This window comes from Actinomyces massiliensis 4401292 (assembly GCF_000269805.1).
Taxonomy (GTDB): Bacteria; Actinomycetota; Actinomycetes; order Actinomycetales; family Actinomycetaceae; genus Actinomyces; species Actinomyces massiliensis.
The window spans coordinates 99,885-120,415 of the sequence record NZ_JH711483.1; the positions used below are offsets into that span (position 1 = coordinate 99,885).

The window sequence follows — 20,531 nt, forward strand, 5'->3', positions numbered from 1 at the left end:
TCGGTCGTAGGCTAGGCGTACGCGGTCGTACGACTAAGGTGCGACCGCGCGAACCTGGAGAGACAGGACGCTCCCGGAATCGGGATCACTCGCCCAGATGAGTGATCCCGGGCCGGTGCTGGCCGGCGGCGCGAGCCGCACTCCGGGCGTCAATGACGGCTGACGACGTGGACGGAGCTTCGTCGCGTGAACGTACCTTTCTCCCGTCCTTCTGAGCTCTGCCCCCAGAAGGACGGGAGAAAGGTACGTTGATGTTAGGAAGGTACTTTCACGTTCCGAGCAGCTTCCCGGATGCTGTGCCTGCTTGCGCCTCTCTTCCCCACGACCTCCGCACGACCTCCTCGCCGGGGTCGGTCGTGCCCCGGCCCGAGGTTCCGCACCGAGATCGGTCCGCGAGACCTGCGGGCGCCCGCCGGTCGTCCCTGCTGCCCCGGAGCTGGTCATCTCGACGGCTGCCCTGAGGCTGGCGCGCCGCCGGTGGCGGCGAAACGGCACCTGACGGGCGTCAGGCCGGCGCTTAGAACCGATTTCGAGCCGGAAGTGAACCGATCTCGACGCGGAATACGACCGATCTCGACGAGGGGGGAGCCGCTGGAGCCGCCGGAGCCGTGGAGGCGGGGGGCGGGAGTAGCGGAGGGCGCGGAGGCCGCCGAGCTCGGGCGAGGATCAGTCTTCAGGCCTGGGGCGGATCGCCGTGCGTGACAGGATCAACCGTTCTGAGGCCCAGCTGATGGGCGACCGCTGTCATCGTCTTGTCGTGGGTGGCGATGGTGAGGGGCGTATCCAGAGTCCTTTCCAGAGTCACTGCGGTCGCCAGGTGTAGGGCGTCGAGCGTCTTGACGTGAGGCCTGATGTCTTCGGCGGCGCGGTGAACCTCTCGTGTGATGTCCAGCAGGCCTACTCGGTCGAGCAGAGGGGTGGCCTGGGATATTGGAATGCCTTCGCGGCGCAGGACTCGGACGACTTCGGTGCGCAGCAGACGTGATGACACGTGGAGCGCTCCCGACGTCGCCATCCAGCGGTGCAGGGCCGATCGCTGGGGAACGTTGAGAACCGCATACAGAGCGGCGGAGGAGTCCAGGTAGATGACCTCCACTGTTCAGCGGTCCCCTCGCGAGTCCTCGAGTAGGGCTGCTACTTGCTCGGCGGTGTAGGCCGGTTCGGCCGGTGCAGTCGGCCAGGGCGCCGGTTCCGTTGCCGGGGGTGTGTACAGGCCAGCTCGCTTCAGGCGGGATAGCGGACCGTCGTCGGTGACGATGCTGAGCCGCCACCGAGGCGCTCCCCGCTCGGTGACGATGACATCCTCGGCGGCTGTGACTTCCCGGAGGACGGCGGCCGTGTTCTGGTTGAGCTCCCGTTTGGTCACCATACGCATGGCCTGAGTGTACTACCTGTGTCTGACATCGTGGCCGGTGCGGCGGGGCGAGCAGCGCATTCCCGTCAGGAAAGATGCGCCACCCGCCCCGCCGTCCCGTCCACGCTCAGGTGCGCGCCGTCGGCGATGCGCGTGGTTGTTCCGGGGACGCCCAGTACTGGCGGATCGCCTCCAGGACGGCATCCGCTCCCACCAGGCCCAGGATGGTCTGCTGCTGGCCGGCGAAGGAGGCGTCGGCCGTCACGCAGAAGCCGCCCGGAACGGGCAGGCCGGCGGCGATCAGCTCCCCAAGGTTCGCCCCCTTGCCGCCCACGCGCGGAATATCGGTCGCCCGAACCGCTTCCAGGTCGATGATCATGCTGACTCCTTGCTCCGATGGCGGAGGGCTGCTGCTAGGCCGATGACTGCGGCTAGGCTCATGGTGAGGAAGACGGTTGCCAGGGCCCGGCTCGTCGGCATCCCGGCGAGCAGCCACAGGCTGAGTGCGGGCACCCCGAGGCCCGCCCCTGCATTACGGCCGAGCTGGGCCATGGCTCCGGCCTGGGCGAGGCGATCGTGCGGAGCAGCGGTCTGGATGTCGAGCAGCAGGAGTGGGAACGTGATGCCGATGCCGACACCCGCCCCCATGAGGGCTATTGCGACGACTCCCAGGTGGGGGAGCAGGACCAGCGGCAGACAACAGGTCGCCAGTGCCCAGCTGACGGGCCGCGTCCAGCGGTGGTCGGTGAGGCGACCGGACGTGGCCGTCCCCAGCCCGATGCCGACCAGTGCCGGCGCCAGCAACCAGCCGGCCGTCGTCGCCTTGAGGCCGTGAAGCGATTGCAGGACCAGCGGCGCATAGGTGAGCAGACCCAACGAGACCATCCCGACCAGTGCTGCGACTCCTGCGAGGCGCCGCAGTGATCGGATGCGCCACAGGTCGAACTGCTCTCGCAGGCTAACCCGCCACCACTGCGGTGGTGCCTCGGCCGTGGGAAGACTGGTCGCCAGCAGAAGAGAGGTCAGCGACAGCGGAAGCACCGTGAGCAGGCCTGGGCGCCAGCCCGGGCCGTCGGTGAACCAGCCTCCGATCGGCCCGCCGACGACGTTCGCCACTACTTGAGCAACGGCCAGCTGGGAGAAGGCCCGGGCCCTGGCCTGCTCGTCCAGGAGCAGACCGAGCGACGCGAGGGCCGCGGGGGCGATGGCTCCCGCCCCGACGCCCTGCATGATCCGGGCCGCGATGAAGGCGGGCATGCTCGGAGCCGGCACCATGGCGATGGTGCCGATGACGAAGCAGAGATGACCGATGACGAAGATCCGCTGCGGACCGAGCCGGTCGGCGTACTGGGCGAAGAGGGGGAGGGTGACGGTGGAGGCGATCAGGTAGCTGCCGGCGACCAGGCCGTAGAGCTCGGGGACGGCCAGCTCGTCGACGATACGGGGCGTGGCGTTGGCCAGGAGGGTCTGCATGATGCCCGACGCCGCCATGCCGGAGGCTGTTGCCGTCAGAGTGCGATGGGTATTCCTGGTACTCATGTCAGGCCGTTGAGGGTGATGTCCAGGGAGGCGCGCAGGCGGTCGGTCAGGGGGCGTCCACCCGGGTCGGCGGCCCATAGCAGGACGCATGCGAAGTAGTTGCACTGCAGGGCCATGACCGCGTCGGCGATGGGTACCTCGCGCAGTTCGCCGCGTTTCTGCCCTTCGGTGAGGATCTCGGCCAGGGCTCGCTGGAGGCGCTGCTGGTTGGCGGATCCCAGGTCGGACAGGGTGAAGGCCCGGGCCTTGGCCATCTGCCGGGCCGGTTCGGGGTGGGCCTCGAGCCATTGCCCAGCGGCTCGCATGACTCGGTGGAGCCGTTCCTCAGCGGTGCCCTCCTTCGCGGCGGCGTCAGCTATGACCTCGCTGACCTGCTCGCCCAGGTAGCGGAAGACGTCCCGCTTGGAGGGGAAGTGGGTGAAGAAGGTGCCCTTGCCGACGTCGGCGGCCTCGGTGATGTCGGCGACCGTGACCCGGTCGAAGCCGCGCTCGGCGAACAATCGCATCGCCTCGATGAAAATGCGTTCCCGGGTTTGCGCTCGCCGTCGGGCGACACGATCGCTCATGGCAGCAGTGTGCTCGCAGAATCTGACCATGGTCAAGATCTGACTCTGGTCAAATTTTGAGATGGTTGTTTGCTGCTCTGGAGGTGCTGTGCTTCCGTCTTCTGGTCAAGCGCTCGCGCGTCCGTGTGCGCTTCGGTTCAGTCGGTGATGACCGCGTCCCGGCGGATCCACTCGGAGTCGTGGGCCGCCTTGTGCAGGAAGCTGCCGACGTCGGCCCGGCTGATGCTCGGCATCCCCTTCATGCGGATGGTCTCGGCGGCGCGATAGGCGCCCCGTGCCGGTTTGTTCGTCAGGGTGGTGGGGTAGACGATGGTCCACTCCAGGTCGCTGGCGCGCAGGGTTCGCTCGGACGCGGCCTTGTCGGTGTAGGTGCTGCGCAGGACGGTGCGGTACATCAGGCGCTGCAACGGCGAGGCGGTCCTGATCGTCTCGCCCACACCGTAGGAGGACAGCCAGACCAGTCGCTTCACCCCCGCTCGTGTCATCGCCTCGACGACGGCCCTGGCGGAGCCGGTGAAAAGCCCCTCCGGGCGCAGAGAGCTCCCGCGTCCAAGAGCGGCGATCACCGCATCCTGCCCCTCCGCGGCGCGGGCGACATCGTCAACCGAGGTGGCGTCCCCCTGGAAGATGGTGATCCGGTCCTTGAGGGCGGCCAGCGCCTCAGGGCGGCGTGCGAGGGCGGAGACGGTGTCTCCCGCCTCAAGTGCGTGCGCCAGAACGTGGCCTCCGGTCGGGCCGGTGGCGCCGAGAAGCAGTACCTTCATGCTCGTAACTCCATCGTCTCGTGCGAGCTGCGGTGGTCAGCCTAGCGGGCGATTGTCGTCCGCGCGCAGTGGCGGCGTGCGGACGGGAGGGTGGCGGATGTGCAACTGCAGAGTGGATGGGAATGGGTGCCGGCGCCGGGTTGGTTCGTCGGGGTTCGCGGTTCTTCAATGTCCGGTGGCCGTTGTCGGGCTCGTCAAGCCTGTCGGGCCTGTCGGGCTGCGCGTCCATCGCACTCTCTATAATGAGAACTATGTGCAATAATGACGTTCAGGAGACGCTTTTCTTTCCCCTGCTGGGGCGCGCCCGGGCCGCGCGCACCTGGCCGACCTGCTTCAAGGATCCGTGGTCCGAGCGCGTAGTCGCACTGGCCGAAGCGGACCGCCCCGACATCCAGAACAAGGACATGGGGGAGATGCCCGCGGCGATCTACGCCCTGCGCCACCTGGCTGCCGTCACCGAGATCCGCCACTATCTGGGCGATCATCCGGGCGCCGCCGTCGTCGACCTCGGCTGCGGGCTCGACCGCCTGATCGATGAGGTCGGCAGTGCTGATGGCGGCGCCATCGTCTACAACCTCGACTTCCCGGAGGTCCTGGGGGCCCGCGGCGCCTGGATGGAGCCCCACGAGCGCGAGCGCGATCTTCCCTTCTCCCTGACCGACTACCGCTGGATGGATGAGGTCGATGCGAGTCATGGTCTGATCGCCGTCGCCTCCGGCGTCTTCTACTTCCTGGAGAATGCTGAGGTCAGCGGGCTCGTTGATGCCATGGCCCGGCGCTTCCCGGGTGGCCGTCTCGTCTATGACGCCGAGTCCCCCGAGATGGTCGCGGCCAGTGAGCGGGCGGTGCGGGAGTGCGGGATCGACGCCGCCCCCATGCCCTTCCGCGTCGCCGATCCATATGCGCCGAGCACCTGGAGTGAGGTCGTCAGCGATGTGCGGGTCGCCTTCGACCTGTCCTCCTATGCCCTTGATCCGACAATGCTCCCGCAAGCGGTGCGCGACGGCTTCGCCGCCATGAGACAGGGCGAGGCCCTGTACGAGGTCGTTGTCGATTTCGCTCAGCCGGATCCGGCGGGCTGATGGCTGAGCCACCCCTTTCCTTCCTATGGTCCGCCTGACGGTAGATAGAGGTGCGCCTGTCGGAGCTTTGGGGATTGCGCGCGGAACAGGGGTGAGGTGCAAGCATTGTGCTAGCATCTGGGTGTGGCGACACTGTACATCCGCGATGTTCCAGATGATGTGGCCGACGAGCTCAAGGCGCGGGCGGCTGCTGAAGGGGTCTCGCTGTCGGCGTATGTCGCTGCGCAGCTCTCCCGCGTCGCCTCCCGGCCCACGAACGAGCAGATTGTGCGGGGTCTGCGCAACCAGGACCGCTCTGGCGGCCCCACTGCGGTGCAGGTCGTCCAAGCCGTCCGCGCGGGACGCGGATGATCGTCATCGACGCTTCAGCGATAATCCAAGTACTGGTGGGCCGGGATCCCGGCCCGGCCCTCCTTGATGCGGTTGCGGGGGATCTCGCGGCTCCCCATATCCTTGATGTTGAGGTCCTCTCCGCCCTGCGCGGCATGGTTCTCGGAGGAGTCCTGCCCCTTGAGGCTGCCGAGAGTGCTCGCCGCAGCTATGCCGATCTCGTTATCACCCGGTACGAGGCCGTGCTCCTCGCCGATCGCGTATGGGCGCTGCGCACTCAGTACACCAGCTACGACGCCATGTACCTGGCGCTGGCAGAAGGGCTGGGAGCCCCGCTCGTCACCTGTGATCGGAAACTGGATGCCGGCGGGCATCATGTCGAGGTCGTGGTCTATGCCTGAGTGTGCGGGTGTCGAAGCGCGTGCCGGCCAAGCGGCGCTCCGCCCATGTGATCGTGTCCAGCACGCTGCGTGCCGTGTAGGCCCGTCTATTCGCTCCGATGGATTCGGTCGTCAGAATACCGGCGGACCTCAAGGTCTCCAGACCTCGGGACGCCGCGGTCCGCGATACCCCGTAGATTCTCGACGCCGTCTGGATCGTCAACACCGGTGTGCCCGGCAGGCCCGACAGAATACGCGAAGCCGCAGAGTCCGCCCGCAAGGGGTGGATCGTCTCGAACTGGGCGTGCACGAGCGCGGCCTGGATGAGCGGGGCGTGGGCGGCGCTGTTGAGGTATGCCATGAGGTCGTCCAGCAGTGCTGGCACCAGTTCGGGAGGTGGCGGGATGAAGTCTGCCTCTAAAGGGTGGTAAGAGGATCCTCCGAGCCAATTCTGCGCCTCCCGGATACCGTGATGCTCCGGCGAATCGGGGAGCAGGCTGCGGTGGAGCGCCAATAGTCCATTGATGGTCACCGCCGGGGCGGCGGCCAGATGCTCTGTCGCGTCCTTGACGGCGGTGACGTTGTGGGCGACGGCCCGCGCGGCTCGCGATGCGTGCGACCTCGCGTTCTTTGATGTCGGCGCCCTGAAGTATGCTGAGACTTACCTTAACGATCTGAAGGGGATGCTGTGGGCAAGGGGTTTCAGGGAGCTGTGCTGCGCGTGCTCGGCGCCAAGGAGCACGTCGTCACCGTCAGCGGCAGGGATCAGCTGGCCGAGCACTTCGTGCGCATCCATTTCCGCTCCGGCACTCTGCTGCGCGACGGCGCTCTCCATCCCGACTCCTGGATCCGCCTGTGGTTCCCCAACCCCGATAACCCCTCCACTCTCAATCAGCGCGGCTACACCCTGGTGGATCCCGACCCGCAGGCCGGCACCTTCGCCATCGACTTCGTCCTCCACCACCCCATGGGGCCGGCCTCCTACTGGGCCTCCAGGTGCGAGGTCGGCGAGGAGCTCGTCGCCCAGCGCTTCGGAGCCCAGCCCTTCACCCTCCTCGACCCGCCCCCGGCCGGCTACCTCCTCCTGGGCGACCTCACCTCCTACCCGGCCATCACCTCGATCGCCGCCGCCGTGCCCGACGACACCCCGCTCGTGGTCTACCTGGAGCGCCACTCACCGCTCGACGAAGGCCTCCCGCTGCCCAGCGGCTCCCGCGTCACGGCCGCCTGGGTCGATGAGCTCCCCGATGGCCAGGGCCTGGCCCAGGCCATCGACGGACGCGACTGGTCCGGCTGGTTCGCCTGGATCGGCGCCGAATCCCTCGCCACCCGGCGCGCTAAGGGCATTCTCAAGCGTGAGCATGGTCTGGGTAAGGCCGCCCTCCACGCCCAGGCCTACTGGATGCGGGGGCGGGCTCTGGGTAAGTCGCGCCTTCTGGATGAACTCAACGCCGCTCATGAGGCGGAATAGCGCAGTCAGACCCAGCTGGTTGGCCCGCGCTGCTGGCGGTGTGAGTAGTGGGATGTCCAAAGTGGAGGAGATCAGGTAGGGGGATCGGGGTGTGGGGGTGCTTTTGTGCGATTCGGCCTGGTGTGTCCGGCAGATGGAGAAGGTTGGATCGCCTTGATCTCCTCCGTTTTGGACATGGTTCGGCTATCCGCCCGATTCGAGGTGCCCTGGTCCGTGACCGACTTCTCGGCCCCTGCACTTTGTGCAACACTGCACCGAGTGCATGATTGGGGTCGTGACTCGAACCGACCTGCGCGCCGCCCACACGCGGCGGACTCGTGCCGCCATTCGGGCGGCCGCCCTGGCGCTGACCCGTGAGCGCGGCTACGCCGCCATGACGATCGACGACGTCGCCACTCTCGCCGGAGTCTCGCGGCGCACCGTCTTCAACCACTTCTCCTCCAAGGCCGAGCTCCTCGTCATCGGCCCCGAGACCCCTGAGCCCGAGGCGATCGAGGCCTTCGTCGCCGGCGGCGGCCCCCTCCTGGAGGACCTCGGCGCGCTGCTGATCTCCGGCGCGCAGGCCCTGGAGCCCGAGCGCGCCTGGCTCATGGCCTTCCCCCAGATCGTGCGCGACAACCCCGAGGTGGAGCGCGCCGTGCACGAGCGCTTCCAGGCTGTCGAGCGTGTTCTGGAGGACGCCGCCTCCAGGCGCTTGGGGCTGCCCTCCTCCGCCCCCCAGGTGCGGGCCGTGCTGGCGCTGTCCAGCGCGGTGCAGAAGGCCGCGATCCGCATGTGGGCCGCCTCCTGCGACGCCGACGATGGCGCCAACGGCCCGGCGGATGGCATAGCGGACGGCCGGCAGGCCGGCATCCCGGACGGGCCCGGCACTAGAAGCGGCCGGAGCGGGGGGTGCCATGAGCAGGCCGCCGCATCGGTTGGCGAGCAGTCCGACCCGATCCTCAGTCTGGCCGACGCCGTTCGCGCCGTGACTGCCGCCATCGGCGAGATCATCGCCCCGACCTCCCAGTAGCCGCTCATTGGGCAGCCGCCGGGCAGCCGGCGGCCAGTCACCAGCCACTGACTCGCCGCTCCATTCGGCACCATCCGGTCCCGGCCGGTCCCGTCTAGTCCCGGCCGCTCAGCCGCCCCGCCCCGGTCAGCGGGCCACCGGGACAGCTCCAGATTTCTCAAACCATTCCGCCCCTTCAACACGCAAAGGCACGACTTGTGACTCAACCTGTAACCGCGTCGGAGAGCACTGACGCACAACCGGCCGAGGTGGGAGGCGACTTCCACCCCGACCGCCGCTTCTGGGCGGTCTACGCCTCCCTGCTGGTGGTTATGTTCCTGTCCGCCATGGACCAGACGATCGTCGGCACCGCCTTGCCCACCATCGTGGGCGACCTCGGCGGCGCCGCGCACATGGCCTGGATCCTGACCTCCTACACGCTGGCCATCACCGTGGGGATGCCCGTCTACGGCAAGCTCGGCGACCTGGTGGGCCGCAAGAATCTCTTCCTGGTGGCCATCGGCCTGTTCCTTGTGGGTTCGGCATTGTGCGGCACCGCTACCTCGATGATGCAGCTCATCATCTACCGGGCCATCCAGGGCCTGGGCGGCGGTGGCCTCATGATCTCCTCCCAGGCGATCACCGGTGACCTCATCCCACCGCGCGTGCGCGGCACCTACATGGCCCCCATGGGCGCCATGTTCGGCATCGCCTCCATCCTGGGGCCGATCGTGGGCGGTTGGCTGACCGACTCGGTCTCCTGGCGCTGGACCTTCTGGATCAACCTGCCGCTGGGCATCCTGGCCTTCATCGCAGTCGCCATCGTGCTGCGCCTGCCCACCCGCCCGCTGACCGAGAAGATCGACTGGTGGGGCCTGATTCTCTTGAATGCCGGTGCTGTGGCCATTGTCCTCATGGCGACCTGGGGAGGCAACGAGTACGCCTGGACCAGCCCTGTCATCATCATCCTGGGGGTTGCGGGTCTGATCTGCTGGGGGCTCTTCGCCTTCGTGGAATCGCGCGCCGCCGACCCGATTCTGCCGTGGCCGATCCTGATCAACCGCACCTTCGTCATCTCAACCATTGTGGGCATGCTCGCCATGGGCGGGATGATCGGCGTGTTGAGCTATCTGCCCACCTACCTGCAGATGGTTTACGGGTACTCGGCCACCGCCTCCGGACTGCTTCTGGTGCCCATCACTCTCGGCATGCTCGCCTCCTCGATCCTCTCCGGCATCCTGGTCTCCCGCAACGGCCGTTACCGCATCTACCCGGTGGTGGGCAGCCTGATGGCGGCGGGCGCCTCCTTCTGGCTCTTCCGGCTGACGACCTCCACCGCCGTGTGGCAGGTCTCCGCGGCCACCTTCGTCATGGGCGCGGGAATCGGGCTGTTCTTCCAGCTGCTGATCACCGTGGTCCAGAACGCCGTCCCCGCCCGGCACCTGGGCACGGCCACCAGCGGCAACAACTTCTTCCGCGAGGTGGCGGTCTCGCTCGGCGCCTCCCTGATCGGGGCGGCCTTCTCCTCCGGCCTGACCTCCCACCTCACCGAACGGATCGGGGATCTGGCCCGCAGCTCGGACCCGGCCGTGCTCGCCGCCCTGGCCAAGTTCCAGGACGCCGACACCTCCTCACTCACACCCGCCCTGGTGAATCAGCTGCCCACCGCGCTGCACGACGCCGTGGCGAGCTCCTATGCCGATGCCCTGCTGCCGATCTTCGGCTGGATGATCCCGTTGTTCGTGGTCACCGCGGTCATCGGCCTCTTCCTGCCGGAGGTGCCGTTGTCCCGCAAGACCGGCATGGAGCAGGTGGCCGAGGCTGAGTCAGCCGGGTCAGCCGAGGCCGAAGCCGAGTCAGTGTCCAGTCAGTGAGCGGCCGGGGGTCGTCGGGGTAGTCGGGGGTCAACCGGTTGCCGGGCGGGTTTCCTGCGGGAGATGCGCCCGGGGCCGCTGGCAGGCCATCATGAGTCCGCCAACAAGGGGAATGACCGCTACTGCGGGGAACATGGGCATCGCCACTACCGCGATGGTCGGTCCCGCGATGATTCCCAGGGCGATGCGCGGCGCTAGGGGCAGATTCATTCTGCGGATGATCACCCAGGCGATCGCGGCCGCGCTGCAGAGGACCGAGGCGGCGATCCCCGGTGTGATCTGGCCGGAGAAGGGAACCTCCCGACATGCGGTTGCTGCTCCCGCGACGGATAGGACTATCAGGACGACCGGTCCCCAGGTGTGCACGGGCGAATATGGAGAATTCTCGGAGAAGTACAATCCACTCGCCGCGAGCAGGGGCAGAATTCCCAGGAATCCGATCTGCATGCCTATCGCGAGAAGCTGCGATCCTTCTCCTCCCGTTGCGATTATGTCCTTGACGACGCAGCTGGTCGCTGCCAGTCCGAGAACGGCGGCGCAGACGCCCAGCACACGCATGCTTCGACTTCTTATCGCAGACCTGGGTGTGTGAGGCATGGGAGGCGCGGGAGACACGGGAGACGTGGTGGCGCTCACCGGTGTGCGTGGCGCTGCGGGCGGAGGCGAGGGGAGGGCCGGAGCCGGCTCCATGGGCTGTCCCGAGAGCGGCCCCGAGAACGGCGCGGAGTGCATGATCGGCGGTGTGATTGATGACGGTGGGGACGCGGGCGCGCTGGCCGAGTGCCCCGGGGGCGGGAATGGGGGCCCGCCGGCGGCAGGCCCTGAACGGGGATGCGTGCTCGGTGGGAAGGGAGGCGTCGAGAAGAAGGCGCGCGTCGGGAATGGGCGCGACTTGTAGACAATGGCGATGACGACAAGCGCTGTAGAAACGGCGGTGACCGTGAACGGGGTGATGGTGATCGTGAGTCCGACCGGAGCCAGGATCAGGCCCGCCCCGGCCCCCAGCGCTGTGCGCGCCGCAGGATGCAGCCGCTTGCCGACGACGCCGTCGAAGGCGATCGCGATCGCCACCGCTCCCACGCCCCAGGACGTCAGGCAAAGTGGTAGGAAGAGGTTGCCGAAGGTCGGAGTGGGGTCTCCGGCGTCGGCCGCCTCGAAGCCGACCGTCCATGAGGCCTGTGCGGCGGCGCCGAGGAGGAACGAGGCGATCGCGGTCGCTGCCGTCGCAAGCGTGTGCACTCGCGGCAGCAGCTCATGCGCGCGCACGAATGCGAGAACGCCGATCACCAGAACGACGGGGGCCAGGTTCGTCAGCGCGCCCGGCACCCAACTGAGGGGATTGTCCTCGGATATCACGTCTCCGATGATGACAACCAAGACGATGCTGATGCTCAGCGGGATTGCGAGGATTCCGCACCACAGGGCCAGATTCATCAGAGGCTGTTTCCTCGGGTGCTCCGGATGACGGGTGCCGGGGCTGGTACTGGGACTGCTGTGAGGCGGAGGCGCTGCCGGGGACGGCTCTCCTGCGCTTGTCGTAGTCTTGTCGGTGTCGTCGGCGCTGCTGGTATTGCGGTGTTCGGCGGAAGGCGTTGAAGGCATGGAAGGCATGGAACTTCCCTTGTTGGGAACTCATAGCTGCAGATCCTGGGGATTCGAGCATAGTGAAGATATGTGCCGGTGCCTAGGGGTTCCCCGGGATTGTCCGACATTACATTTGCTTCCGGGGCGCTCGCGGTGCCCCGGGCCTTAGGTCTTCTTGGCCCTCTTCATGCATGTCCATGGGGAGCGCTGTCCTTGACCCCTCGTTTTTTCGGTAGGTAGCATCGCCATGTTTTATGGGGCTACCTCTATCGCAATGGCGTGCGAGGGGTGAGGCGGTAAAAATGACTGAGAGTCGCGATGGAGTGTGGCGTCCGGTAATTTTTTGGGTGGCTATTATATGTGTTGTCTGCTTTATTCCGGTGATCGGGGCTTACTTCTTCTTAACCTCCTTCACGCCCAGGCCGAGCCCTTTCGCCAATGAGCCGAGCCTCCTGTTCGACATCAATGCCTCGGATTATGGGGAGGGGATGCAGGTCATTTCCCTGTCTGACCAAGACGGGAGGAGAATGCTTCGCGATTCTCGTTCATCGGTGATCTATGTCGGTTTGAGCGACGGGGCGTCGTCCGTGATCGTCGCTTTGGATGCTGGAACGGCGCAGGTGCGATGGAAGGCCGAGCTGAGCGGCTCTCAGCCGTATTGCATGCCTTATGAATGGGGGATCCGGTGCGTGGCGGGAGGTGAGCTCGTTGATGTTGCTGAGCGTGAGGGGACTGTGACTGAGCTGGCGACGCTTCCGTCTGATAGCTATCGGATTCGAAAGGGCGGGAATGACAAGAGCGGGGATGATCATGTCGTTTACCTCCTGCCGGTGGATGGTCGGCCCCAGGATTATCAGGTGGTCCCGTTGCGCGGTGAGGATCATGCCGTCATTCTGCCGTGGTCGCCGCCGCCGACCCCGTGCGCAGAGGCCTCGGTGACCAGCTTCGAGGCTGCCGACACTAAGGCCAGTTCAAAGGGTGAAGGAGTGGTGGCCGCCGTCGTCATCGACGGGTGGATGGTCCTGACGAGAGTCGATACCGGAGAGATTATCGATCAGCGTTTCGGGGAGCTTTATCGAGATGTCAACTCTGTGCTGGTGGCGGGCAATGAGGCGTGCGGGGCGGCATGGGGGCAGGTGGACGTGTCATACGTCCACTATGGCAATGTTCCTGTCTTGAGCGTAGTTCCGCTTCCGGAGGAGGAGGTGCCGACGCCTCCGCCGGCGGACAAGGTGAGGCCGGCATCCAAGAAGGGCGACGCTGGCGGGCAGTTGTATGACGGTTTAAGTTCCCGGAAATACGTGGATGCGGAAGGGCGCTTTGGGGAATTGTTCAACGGGGAGATAAGTGAGTACGACTTCGTCGATCTGCGCGGATCTGGATTGGATAATGCTTTCGCGGACGGAATTGAGATGGCCGAGGGGGCTGTGCGTGGAACAACGGGCGGGGGCCTATCGGAACAAGGTAGAGAATATCTAGTCCTGGCCTCCGGTGGACATATGATCTCAGTTCGAAGTGGGGCTGCGGGCTCTGGTCGCAACAAGATCATGTGGAAGGCTGATATTGGTGACAGTGAATGGGAGCTGAAGGATGATGATAGCGTCGTCATGACACGTGACTCTCGTGGGAGAGTTACTGCCAAGAGCATCGATGAGGGGAAAGACCTGTGGAGTCTGGATATCCCGGAGGAGATGCGTTGGGAGAGCGGGGTCGAGGGAACATACGAGCTGGTGGAGGGAACCGCCGGTACTAGGAATAGAGGCATCTCCCTCGTCTTCTCCTCTGACTCCCGGGTTCTCATCTATGGGTAGTAACAGGCGTTGCAGAATTGAACAGAACCGAGCGGTGCCGAGCATAGTGAACGGACTTGGCTTGTAGAGGCATTCGTCTGCGATGCTGCTGCTGGTAGCGGCCGGTCTGGCGCAGTCGGTTGTGTCGTCTACCGGCCCTTATCGGCGCATGGGCGGCCGAGTTTATCGCCACGGAAATGAGGCGTTGCGCGAGGAGATCGCCGACGGCTGCGTTCAGGTCGAGGACCTGGTGGCCCGGTACTTCCACGTGGGCTGATTGGGCCGGCTTTTCCGCTGTGAACGTGCTTTTCTCTCATCCTTCTGGAGGTAGAGCTCAGAAGGATGAGAGAAAAGTACGTTCGTGTGGCAAGACTCAGAGGCTTATTCATAGGGTGTAGGTGAATATGAGTCCGAGGACTGCGGTGATGGTTTCCGGGAAGGTTTCCGGTGGTCTTCTGTAGCCGGTGTGCAGGACTCTCCAGGTCTTGATGTTGGCGATGACTCGTTCGATCTTGTAGCGGATCTGGTTGACGGCCCGGTTGTAGGCCTTGTCGTCTGGGTGGAGGGGAAGTTTTGCGGGTTTTCTTTTCGGGGTGATCATGCCCAGTCCGATGTACCCCTTGTCGCCAATATGCCTGGGTGGTGACGCCCCGTCGGGCAGGTCGGTGGCGGGGACGTCGAGCAGGCCGCTGCGGCGCAGGGCCTGAGCGTCGTGCGTGCATCCGTCCTGGGGGTCGGAGATCCAGGCCAGGGTCCCTGAGAGGGTGCAGGCCACCTGGACGTTCAGCCCCGTGGTCTTGTGCTTACCGGAGTACAGCTCGGGGTGGTCCTTCCAGGACCAGCACTGAAGCAGGGTGCCGTCGATGATCAGCTGGGCCGTGGGGTCCAGGTCCTCCACCGTTGGAACACTGCCGTTCAGGCATGCGGTGATCAGGGGCGTGTAGGTGCTGATGACGCGGGAGACGGTGGCCTGCCAGACGCCGTAGAGCTCGGCGAGCAGCTCCTGGGGCAGGTTGTGCCGCAGGTAGGTCAGGGTCAGGCGCACGCACAGGAACAGCCCCAGCACCCTCGCCCCGAAGACCGGCAGATCGGGGTTCTCGGCGAAAATGGCCTCGCACAGGCCCATAACCTCACACCGAGGGATTCTCGTGCTATTATTCGTCATGGCGGTTTGCTTCTTGGTTGGATTGGCTTAAGCACCAAAGATTCTCTCAAGAGCAAGCCGCCACCCTGCTTAGCGACACGCTATTACCAACAAAACACCCTAAACACCCCTATGAATAAGCCTCTCAGTTCATGTCGGCAACCCCGGCAACCGCTGTCAACGAGACACGGCGAATCCGCGGATGAGGATGACGCAGCGGCAGCCCCGGAAACCGCTCTCAACAACCATTGGCGACCGGCGCACAGCGCGCCGTCACCGGTATCATCTCGGAACCAGCTATTTGGGCCGGCCAATGTAGGTCGATTCAGGTCGCTGAGGCTGGTGTAACGCTGCCGAGCGGCTTCTCCCGTGGTGCCGACGAAGCCGCCGATGGCATTCCAGGGCATTCCGGACTGTCGGGCCGATCTGATGGCCTCGACGACACGGCGTTCGGCACTCGAGCGCTCCGCAATCGCATGCCGCATCAGCTGGTGTGATGCGCCGGGCACTGGGGTATTCCTGCCGGTCCTTATTCCTGCCGGTCCTATCGGGGTGTGCGAACGTCCCGCCACTCCTCGACGTCGCACTGGCCGTGCGTATTGCTCCCGACCGCGACCACGGTGCCGTCCTCTCGCAAGCCCAACGTATGGAGTGAACCCGCGGCAATTGCGATGATGTTGCGCCAGTCCTGTACCTCGCACTGACCGTGCGAGTCGGCCCCGACTGCGCGAACGGTTCCATCCGGCAGGAGAGCGACGGTGTGGCGGCTGCCCGCGGCTATGGCCGTCACCTTTGGCCACGGTGCCGTGTAGCACTCGCCGGCGCCGCTTCCCCCGGCGGTGAGCACGGCGCCATCGGCGCGCAGGCCCACTGTGTGCAGATACCCCGCCGAAACGGCGACAATCTCCCGCCAATCGCCGACATCGCACTGGCGGCGGCGATTGTTCCCCGTGGCCAGGACAGTGCCATCGACGCAGACTGCCACCGAATGCCAGTCGCCGCAGGAAACGGCGGCGACTCTGCGCCAGCCGTGCACGTCGCACTGGCCCTCGGCGTTCCGGCCGGTTGCTATCACGGCGCCGTTGGCGAGAACTCCCAGCGTGCGCCGCCAGCCGGCGGCGATAGCGGTGATGCCGCTCCAAGCCTGCACCTCGCACTGGCCATCGCCGTTCCATCCGGTGGCGACGACCGTGCCGTCGGCCTTGAGCCCCACAGTGTGGGACTTTCCCGTATTGGCTGCCGTATGCACATTCCCGGCCGCGACCGCGCCGATCGTGCTCCAGGCGGAGACGTCCGGCTCGGCCTGACCCCGCGCGCCGGTGGCGAGGGCCTTCCCATCGCCCCTGCATGCTGCTGAGTGCCGTGGACCGGCGGCGATGGCGGCCATGTTCCCCATGTTCCTCTTACTTCTGTCTTGTCTTCTGTCTTCTGCGCGCTGGGTGCGAGCCTCATTCTCGTTCCGGGGCGTGCAGCCCGCATGGTGAGTTTCACCGTCCCGTCTGAAGGTGAATGCGAGCAGGTAGGGAGAAGCCGCCGTTCATGTGGTGAACCGCGGTTGATGGAGTGGGACTGGGCTCCTCCGACGGAAGTGTGCATTCCCGGTCGGATCGACGTGCGATCAGAGGGGTGTCGTGGTTCTGCTCGCGGTCCAGCTGTGTGGGCGATGGCGTCGGTGGCTTCAGGGCCTGCAGTGCCGCCTCGAAGCCGACCGTCCATGAGGCCTGTGCGGCGGCGCCGAGGAGGAACGAGGCGATCGCGGTCGCTGCCGTCGCAAGCGTGTGCACTCGCGGCAGCAGCTCATGCGCGCGCACGAATGCGAGAACGCCGATCACCAGAACGACGGGGGCCAGGTTCGTCAGCGCGCCCGGCACCCAACTGAGGGGATTGTCCTCGGATATCACGTCTCCGATGATGACAACCAAGACGATGCTGATGCTCAGCGGGATTGCGAGGATTCCGCACCACAAGGCCAGATTCATCAGAGACTGTTTCCTCGGGTGCTCCGGATGACGGGTGCCGGGGCTGGTACTGGGACTGCTGTGAGGCGGAGGCGCTGCCGGGGACGGCTCTCCTGCGCTTGTCGTAGTCTTGTCGGTGTCGTCGGCGCTGCTGGTATTGCGGTGTTCAGCGGAAGGCATTGAAGGCATGGAAGGCATGGAACTTCCCTTGTTGGGAACTCATAACTGCAGATCCTGGGGATTCGAGCATAGTGAAGATATGTGCCGGTGCCCAGGGGCTTCCCGAGATTGTCCGACATTACATTTGCCTCCGAGGCGCTCGCGGCGCCCCGGGCCTTAGGAGGCTTATTCATAGGGTGTAGGTGAATATGAGTCCGAGGACTGCGGTGATGGTTTCCGGGAAGGTTTCCGGTGGTCTTCTGTAGCCGGTGTGCAGGACTCTCCAGGTCTTGATGTTGGCGATGACTCGTTCGATCTTGTAGCGGATCTGGTTGACGGCCCGGTTGTAGGCCTTGTCGTCTGGGTGGTGGGGAAGTTTTGCGGGTTTTCTTTTCGGGGTGATCATGCCCAGTCCGATGTACCCCTTGTCGCCAATGTGCCTGGGTGGTGACGCCCCTTCCGGGAGGTCGGTGGCGGGGACGTCGAGCAGGCCGCTGCGGCGCAGGGCCTGGGTGTCGTGCGTGCATCCGTCCTGGGGGTCGGAGATCCAGGCCAGGGTTCCTGACAGGGTGCAGGCCACCTGGACGTTCAGCCCCGTGGTCTTGTGCTTACCGGAGTACAGCTCGGGGTGGTCCTTCCAGGACCAGCGCTGAAGCAGGGTGCCGTCGATGATCAGCTGGGCCGTGGGGTCCAGGTCCTCCACCGTTGGAACACTGCCGTTCAGGCATGCGGCGATCAGGGGCGTGTAGGTGCTGATGACGCGGGAGACGGTGGCCTGCCAGACGCCGTAGAGCTCGGCGAGCAGCTCCTGGGGCAGGTTGTGCCGCAGGTAGGTCAGGGTCAGGCGCACGCACAGGAACAGCCCCAGCACCCTCGCCCCGAACACAGGCAGGGGACCGGAGGCGTGAATGGTCTCGCACAGGCCCATAACCTCACACCGAGGGATTCTCGTGATACTATTCGTCATGGCGGTTTGCTTCTTGGTTGGATTGGCTTAAGCACCAAAGATTCTCTCAAGAGCAAGCCGCCACCCTGCTTAGCGACACGCTATTACCAACAAAACACCCTAAACACCCCTATGAATAAGCCTCTAGGTCTTCTTGGCCCTCTTCATGCATGTCCATGGGGAGCGCTGTCCTTGACCCCTCGTTTTTTCGGTAGGTAGCATCGCCATGTTTTATGGGGCTACCTCTATCGCAATGGCGTGCGAGGGGTGAGGCGGTAAAAATGACTGAGAGTCGCGATGGAGTGTGGCGTCCGGTAATTTTTTGGGTGGCTATTATATGTGTTGTCTGCTTTATTCCGGTGATCGGGGCTTACTTTTTCTTCACCTCCTTCACGCCCAGGCCGAGCCCTTTCGCCAATGAGCCGAGCCTCCTGTTCGACATCAACGCCTCGGATTATGGGGAGGGGATGCAGGTCATTTCCCTATCTGACCAAGACGGGAGGAGAATGCTTCGTAATCCCCGGTCATCGGTGATCTACGTCGGTTTAAGCGACGGGGCGTCATCCGTGATCGTCGCCCTGGATGCTGCGACGGCCGAGGTGCGGTGGGACGCGCGGTTGACCGACTCCCGACCGCGTTGTGTGCCGTACGGTCCGGAGCTCCGGTGCTCGACGGGTGGAGAGCTCGTGGGCATCTCGGAGAGCGATGGGACTACGACCGTGCTGACGGCGCTTCCGTCCGATGACTACCGGGTGAGCAAGAATCAGGAGGAGCGCATCACGTATCTCCTGCCACCGGTGGACGGCCGGTCCCAGGACTACCAGGTGATGTGGATCGATGAGAGGGATCGCGTCGTGATCCTGCCGTGGTCGCCGCCCCCGACTCCGTGCGCCGAGGCCTCCGGGACGAGCTTCAAGGATGTGGACCCCCACACCGGTGTGGGCGACCACGATCTGCTGGCCGCGGTGGTTGTTGACGGGTGGATGGTCCTGTCGGCGGTGGACACCGGGGAGATCGTCGACCAGCGCTTCGGCGATCTTCGGGAGAGGACTGGCGAGAGCGGCCCGCTGCTGTCGGGCGACGAGGCGTGCGGGTCGGAGTGGAGTCAGGTGGACGTGTCCTACCCTCCTCCTCATCGAACAGTCTTCAGCGTGGTCCCGCTTCCGGCGGAGAAGGTGCCGACGTCTCCGCCCGCGGACGAAGCGAGGCCGGTCCTCTGGAGAAATGGGGGGCGCACTCGATGGTGCGTCACTCCGGACGGCGAGTTCGGGGAATGGCGTGAGGGGTCGATGTGGACCTATGACGTCGTCGATCTGCGCGGTTCTCGTGTGGAGAACGCCTTCACGGACGGAATCGAAGTGGGCGAGGGCGCCGTGGCGGGGACGACGATGGGAGGGCTCTCGGAGAAGAGTGATGAATACTGGGTCATGGTCTCCGGGGGCGGCATGGTCTCCGTTCGGAAGAATGGTGAGGGCGAGGATCGTCATAAGATCGTGTGGAGTGCGGATATTGGGGACGACGAGTGGGAGGCGAGAGGCGGTGCCGTCATGACCCGCGACTCCGATGGGCGGGTGACCGCTAGGAGCATTGATAGCGGAAGAAGGCTGTGGGACCTGGATACTCCGGGAGAGATGCACTGGGAGGAGAACTCGGGGGAGCCCCGAGGATCAGTCGATAGCAATCCCGTCCTCATCCTGACCGCGGATTCCCGCATTCTCATGTACGGGCACCGGGGCTGACGGGTCCGACGGGGACTGGCGCGGAGGGGATCGGGAGCGGATCGGCGGAGCCTCGCGGGGCGCCATCGGCTCAGGACCGGGCCAACGGCCCCTCCGCCCAGGCGATCTCATCATCCGCCAGCCCGGGCAGGGCCTGACCGGAGACGATGAAGCGGGCGCGCTCCCACGGTCGATCGGCGGCGAAGAACGGGCGCTCGCTGCGCGCCCACCAGTGCCAGAACTCCACGGACTCCTGCTCGTCGCCGTTCGTGCCCTCGTCGATGTCCCGCGCGATGCCGCGCCGCTCGGCGACCTCGTCGTCGGTCTGCATCCAGATGTGGATATCGACGAGGTCGGCCACCGCGCGCATCCCCGAGCCCGTGCCCTCCACGATCACGAGCGGTGCGCCCGCGGTGATGGTGATGGAACCCTCGCGTCCGTGGCGCTGCCATGCCGGGGGCCTGAGATCGAGGGATCCGTTCCGGCGCAGCTCGGTGAGTGCGGCGACGAGCAGGTGATCCCACTGGAACAGGGGCTCGTTCCAGTCGAGGTCGTCGATGTGCAGCACCTGCGCGTCGGGGACGACGGAGGTCAGTCGTGAGGTGACGGTGGTCTTGCCGGAGCCGCTGCGCCCGTCCACCGCGATGATTCCCGGACGACCGGCGGGTTGGATCACTCGGTTGAGGACGGCCAGGACATGGTCGGCGAATGCGCGCTCATCGCTGGCGTACCAGTCGGGGACCGGCGGCTCCTCCGGCTGGAGGGCCGCCCGATCCTGAACCGGCAGAGCGCGCCGTGTGATGGCCGGGACGCCCGAGCGGGGCTGCGTCGCGTCGTTGGAGCACATGGGTCGATGCTACTAACTCAACCGCGGATGCGGG

Annotated in this window: 22 protein-coding genes; 9 read left to right on the plus strand and 13 right to left on the minus strand. The window is 65.6% G+C overall.

Going from position 1 to position 20,531, the window contains the following annotated elements:
• Positions 1-673: 673 nt before the first annotated feature.
• The 6 genes from W5W_RS0112150 to W5W_RS0112175 all read right to left on the minus strand — a co-directional run bounded on the left by W5W_RS0112150 (position 674) and on the right by W5W_RS0112175 (position 4,223).
• On the minus strand, positions 674-1,096 hold the full coding sequence (locus W5W_RS0112150) for a type II toxin-antitoxin system VapC family toxin (protein WP_017195579.1): 423 nt from the start codon (positions 1,094-1,096) through the stop codon (positions 674-676).
• Between the two features lie 3 nt (positions 1,097-1,099).
• Complete coding sequence (locus W5W_RS0112155; protein ID WP_008731856.1) at positions 1,100-1,375, minus strand: type II toxin-antitoxin system Phd/YefM family antitoxin; 276 nt, start codon at positions 1,373-1,375, stop codon at positions 1,100-1,102.
• A 106-nt stretch (positions 1,376-1,481) separates the two neighbouring features.
• Positions 1,482-1,733, minus strand: a complete 252-nt coding sequence (locus W5W_RS0112160) for a PEP/pyruvate-binding domain-containing protein (protein WP_017195581.1) — start codon at positions 1,731-1,733, stop codon at positions 1,482-1,484.
• Positions 1,730-2,893 carry an MFS transporter gene (locus W5W_RS0112165; protein WP_238533342.1) on the minus strand — a complete coding sequence of 388 codons (1,164 nt, stop codon included), beginning with the start codon at positions 2,891-2,893 and terminating at the stop codon, positions 1,730-1,732. The genes W5W_RS0112160 and W5W_RS0112165 overlap by 4 nt, the downstream gene beginning before the upstream one ends.
• Positions 2,890-3,459 (minus strand): TetR/AcrR family transcriptional regulator, encoded by a 570-nt coding sequence (locus W5W_RS0112170; RefSeq protein WP_029574302.1) that lies wholly within the window; start codon positions 3,457-3,459, stop codon positions 2,890-2,892. Before W5W_RS0112170 ends, W5W_RS0112165 begins: the two co-directional genes overlap by 4 nt.
• A 137-nt stretch (positions 3,460-3,596) precedes the next feature.
• Complete coding sequence (locus W5W_RS0112175) at positions 3,597-4,223, minus strand: NAD(P)-dependent oxidoreductase (protein WP_017195584.1); 627 nt, start codon at positions 4,221-4,223, stop codon at positions 3,597-3,599.
• 251 nt (positions 4,224-4,474) lie between these two features.
• Between W5W_RS0112175 and W5W_RS0112180 the strand changes: the two genes are divergently transcribed.
• The 3 genes from W5W_RS0112180 (at position 4,475) to W5W_RS0112190 (ending at position 6,036) form a co-directional block, all read left to right on the plus strand.
• Positions 4,475-5,305 carry a class I SAM-dependent methyltransferase gene (locus tag W5W_RS0112180; protein ID WP_017195585.1) on the plus strand — a complete coding sequence of 277 codons (831 nt, stop codon included), beginning with the start codon at positions 4,475-4,477 and terminating at the stop codon, positions 5,303-5,305.
• 123 nt (positions 5,306-5,428) lie between these two features.
• The gene (locus W5W_RS0112185; protein ID WP_008731857.1) at positions 5,429-5,656 is read left to right on the plus strand and encodes a FitA-like ribbon-helix-helix domain-containing protein; all 228 of its coding nucleotides are present in this window, start codon (positions 5,429-5,431) and stop codon (positions 5,654-5,656) included.
• The gene (locus tag W5W_RS0112190; protein WP_029574303.1) at positions 5,653-6,036 is read left to right on the plus strand and encodes a type II toxin-antitoxin system VapC family toxin; all 384 of its coding nucleotides are present in this window, start codon (positions 5,653-5,655) and stop codon (positions 6,034-6,036) included. The genes W5W_RS0112185 and W5W_RS0112190 overlap by 4 nt, the downstream gene beginning before the upstream one ends.
• Here W5W_RS0112190 and W5W_RS15835 read toward each other — a convergent pair.
• Complete coding sequence (locus W5W_RS15835) at positions 5,975-6,547, minus strand: Fic family protein (RefSeq protein ID WP_238533343.1); 573 nt, start codon at positions 6,545-6,547, stop codon at positions 5,975-5,977. The two genes, W5W_RS0112190 and W5W_RS15835, sit on opposite strands and share 62 nt — an antisense overlap.
• 156 nt (positions 6,548-6,703) lie before the next feature.
• On the opposite strand from W5W_RS15835, the gene W5W_RS0112200 reads away from it, so the two are divergent.
• The 3 genes from W5W_RS0112200 (at position 6,704) to W5W_RS0112210 (ending at position 10,351) form a co-directional block, all read left to right on the plus strand.
• Positions 6,704-7,486, plus strand: a complete 783-nt coding sequence (locus W5W_RS0112200) for a siderophore-interacting protein (protein ID WP_238533344.1) — start codon at positions 6,704-6,706, stop codon at positions 7,484-7,486.
• Positions 7,487-7,760: 274 nt separating this feature from the next.
• A complete protein-coding gene (locus W5W_RS0112205) occupies positions 7,761-8,498 on the plus strand; it encodes a TetR/AcrR family transcriptional regulator (protein ID WP_017195589.1) in 738 nt (245 codons plus the stop codon).
• A gap of 197 nt (positions 8,499-8,695) precedes the next feature.
• Complete coding sequence (locus tag W5W_RS0112210) at positions 8,696-10,351, plus strand: MDR family MFS transporter (protein ID WP_274517145.1); 1,656 nt, start codon at positions 8,696-8,698, stop codon at positions 10,349-10,351.
• A 30-nt stretch (positions 10,352-10,381) separates the two neighbouring features.
• On the opposite strand, the gene W5W_RS0112215 is transcribed toward W5W_RS0112210, so the two are convergent.
• The gene (locus W5W_RS0112215; RefSeq protein ID WP_029574304.1) at positions 10,382-11,785 is read right to left on the minus strand and encodes a hypothetical protein; all 1,404 of its coding nucleotides are present in this window, start codon (positions 11,783-11,785) and stop codon (positions 10,382-10,384) included.
• A 452-nt stretch (positions 11,786-12,237) separates the two neighbouring features.
• On the opposite strand from W5W_RS0112215, the gene W5W_RS0112220 reads away from it, so the two are divergent.
• Together W5W_RS0112220 and W5W_RS16220 are read left to right on the plus strand one after the other, a co-directional pair.
• Entirely contained in the window at positions 12,238-13,746 is a 1,509-nt protein-coding gene (locus W5W_RS0112220; RefSeq protein ID WP_238533345.1) for a hypothetical protein, read from the plus strand.
• 82 nt (positions 13,747-13,828) lie between these two features.
• Positions 13,829-14,002 (plus strand): hypothetical protein, encoded by a 174-nt coding sequence (locus W5W_RS16220; protein ID WP_017195592.1) that lies wholly within the window; start codon positions 13,829-13,831, stop codon positions 14,000-14,002.
• A 108-nt stretch (positions 14,003-14,110) separates the two neighbouring features.
• Here W5W_RS16220 and W5W_RS14995 read toward each other — a convergent pair whose 3' ends face one another.
• The 4 genes from W5W_RS14995 to W5W_RS15000 form a co-directional block, all read right to left on the minus strand.
• Entirely contained in the window at positions 14,111-14,851 is a 741-nt protein-coding gene (locus W5W_RS14995; RefSeq protein ID WP_017195593.1) for a transposase family protein, read from the minus strand.
• 562 nt (positions 14,852-15,413) lie between these two features.
• A complete protein-coding gene (locus W5W_RS0112235) occupies positions 15,414-16,256 on the minus strand; it encodes an RCC1 domain-containing protein (protein WP_017195594.1) in 843 nt (280 codons plus the stop codon).
• Between the two features lie 100 nt (positions 16,257-16,356).
• Positions 16,357-16,848, minus strand: a complete 492-nt coding sequence (locus W5W_RS0112240) for a hypothetical protein (RefSeq protein WP_017195595.1) — start codon at positions 16,846-16,848, stop codon at positions 16,357-16,359.
• Between the two features lie 328 nt (positions 16,849-17,176).
• Positions 17,177-17,914, minus strand: coding sequence for a transposase family protein (locus W5W_RS15000; RefSeq protein ID WP_017195596.1), 738 nt, complete (start codon positions 17,912-17,914; stop codon positions 17,177-17,179).
• A gap of 524 nt (positions 17,915-18,438) precedes the next feature.
• Here W5W_RS15000 and W5W_RS0112250 point away from each other — a divergent pair.
• The gene (locus W5W_RS0112250) at positions 18,439-19,671 is read left to right on the plus strand and encodes a hypothetical protein (protein ID WP_154650349.1); all 1,233 of its coding nucleotides are present in this window, start codon (positions 18,439-18,441) and stop codon (positions 19,669-19,671) included.
• A 70-nt stretch (positions 19,672-19,741) separates the two neighbouring features.
• Here the strand turns inward: W5W_RS0112250 and W5W_RS0112255 are convergent, their stop codons facing one another.
• A complete protein-coding gene (locus tag W5W_RS0112255) occupies positions 19,742-20,497 on the minus strand; it encodes a uridine kinase family protein (RefSeq protein WP_017195598.1) in 756 nt (251 codons plus the stop codon).
• Between the last annotated feature and the right edge of the window lie 34 nt (positions 20,498-20,531).

Coding starts and splice junctions, on each gene's coding strand:
- W5W_RS0112155 (WP_008731856.1), bottom strand. CDS start 1,375: ATGCGTATGGTGACCAAACGGGAGCTCAACCAGAACACGGCCGCCGTC.
- W5W_RS0112160 (WP_017195581.1), bottom strand. CDS start 1,733: ATGATCATCGACCTGGAAGCGGTTCGGGCGACCGATATTCCGCGCGTG.
- W5W_RS0112165 (WP_238533342.1), bottom strand. CDS start 2,893: ATGAGTACCAGGAATACCCATCGCACTCTGACGGCAACAGCCTCCGGC.
- W5W_RS0112170 (WP_029574302.1), bottom strand. CDS start 3,459: ATGAGCGATCGTGTCGCCCGACGGCGAGCGCAAACCCGGGAACGCATT.
- W5W_RS0112175 (WP_017195584.1), bottom strand. CDS start 4,223: ATGAAGGTACTGCTTCTCGGCGCCACCGGCCCGACCGGAGGCCACGTT.
- W5W_RS0112180 (WP_017195585.1), top strand. CDS start 4,475: ATGTGCAATAATGACGTTCAGGAGACGCTTTTCTTTCCCCTGCTGGGG.
- W5W_RS0112190 (WP_029574303.1), top strand. CDS start 5,653: ATGATCGTCATCGACGCTTCAGCGATAATCCAAGTACTGGTGGGCCGG.
- W5W_RS0112215 (WP_029574304.1), bottom strand. CDS start 11,785: ATGAATCTGGCCCTGTGGTGCGGAATCCTCGCAATCCCGCTGAGCATC.
- W5W_RS0112220 (WP_238533345.1), top strand. CDS start 12,238: ATGACTGAGAGTCGCGATGGAGTGTGGCGTCCGGTAATTTTTTGGGTG.
- W5W_RS16220 (WP_017195592.1), top strand. CDS start 13,829: ATGCTGCTGCTGGTAGCGGCCGGTCTGGCGCAGTCGGTTGTGTCGTCT.
- W5W_RS14995 (WP_017195593.1), bottom strand. CDS start 14,851: ATGGGCCTGTGCGAGGCCATTTTCGCCGAGAACCCCGATCTGCCGGTC.
- W5W_RS0112235 (WP_017195594.1), bottom strand. CDS start 16,256: ATGGCCGCCATCGCCGCCGGTCCACGGCACTCAGCAGCATGCAGGGGC.
- W5W_RS0112240 (WP_017195595.1), bottom strand. CDS start 16,848: ATGAATCTGGCCTTGTGGTGCGGAATCCTCGCAATCCCGCTGAGCATC.
- W5W_RS15000 (WP_017195596.1), bottom strand. CDS start 17,914: ATGGGCCTGTGCGAGACCATTCACGCCTCCGGTCCCCTGCCTGTGTTC.
- W5W_RS0112250 (WP_154650349.1), top strand. CDS start 18,439: ATGCTTCGTAATCCCCGGTCATCGGTGATCTACGTCGGTTTAAGCGAC.
- W5W_RS0112255 (WP_017195598.1), bottom strand. CDS start 20,497: ATGTGCTCCAACGACGCGACGCAGCCCCGCTCGGGCGTCCCGGCCATC.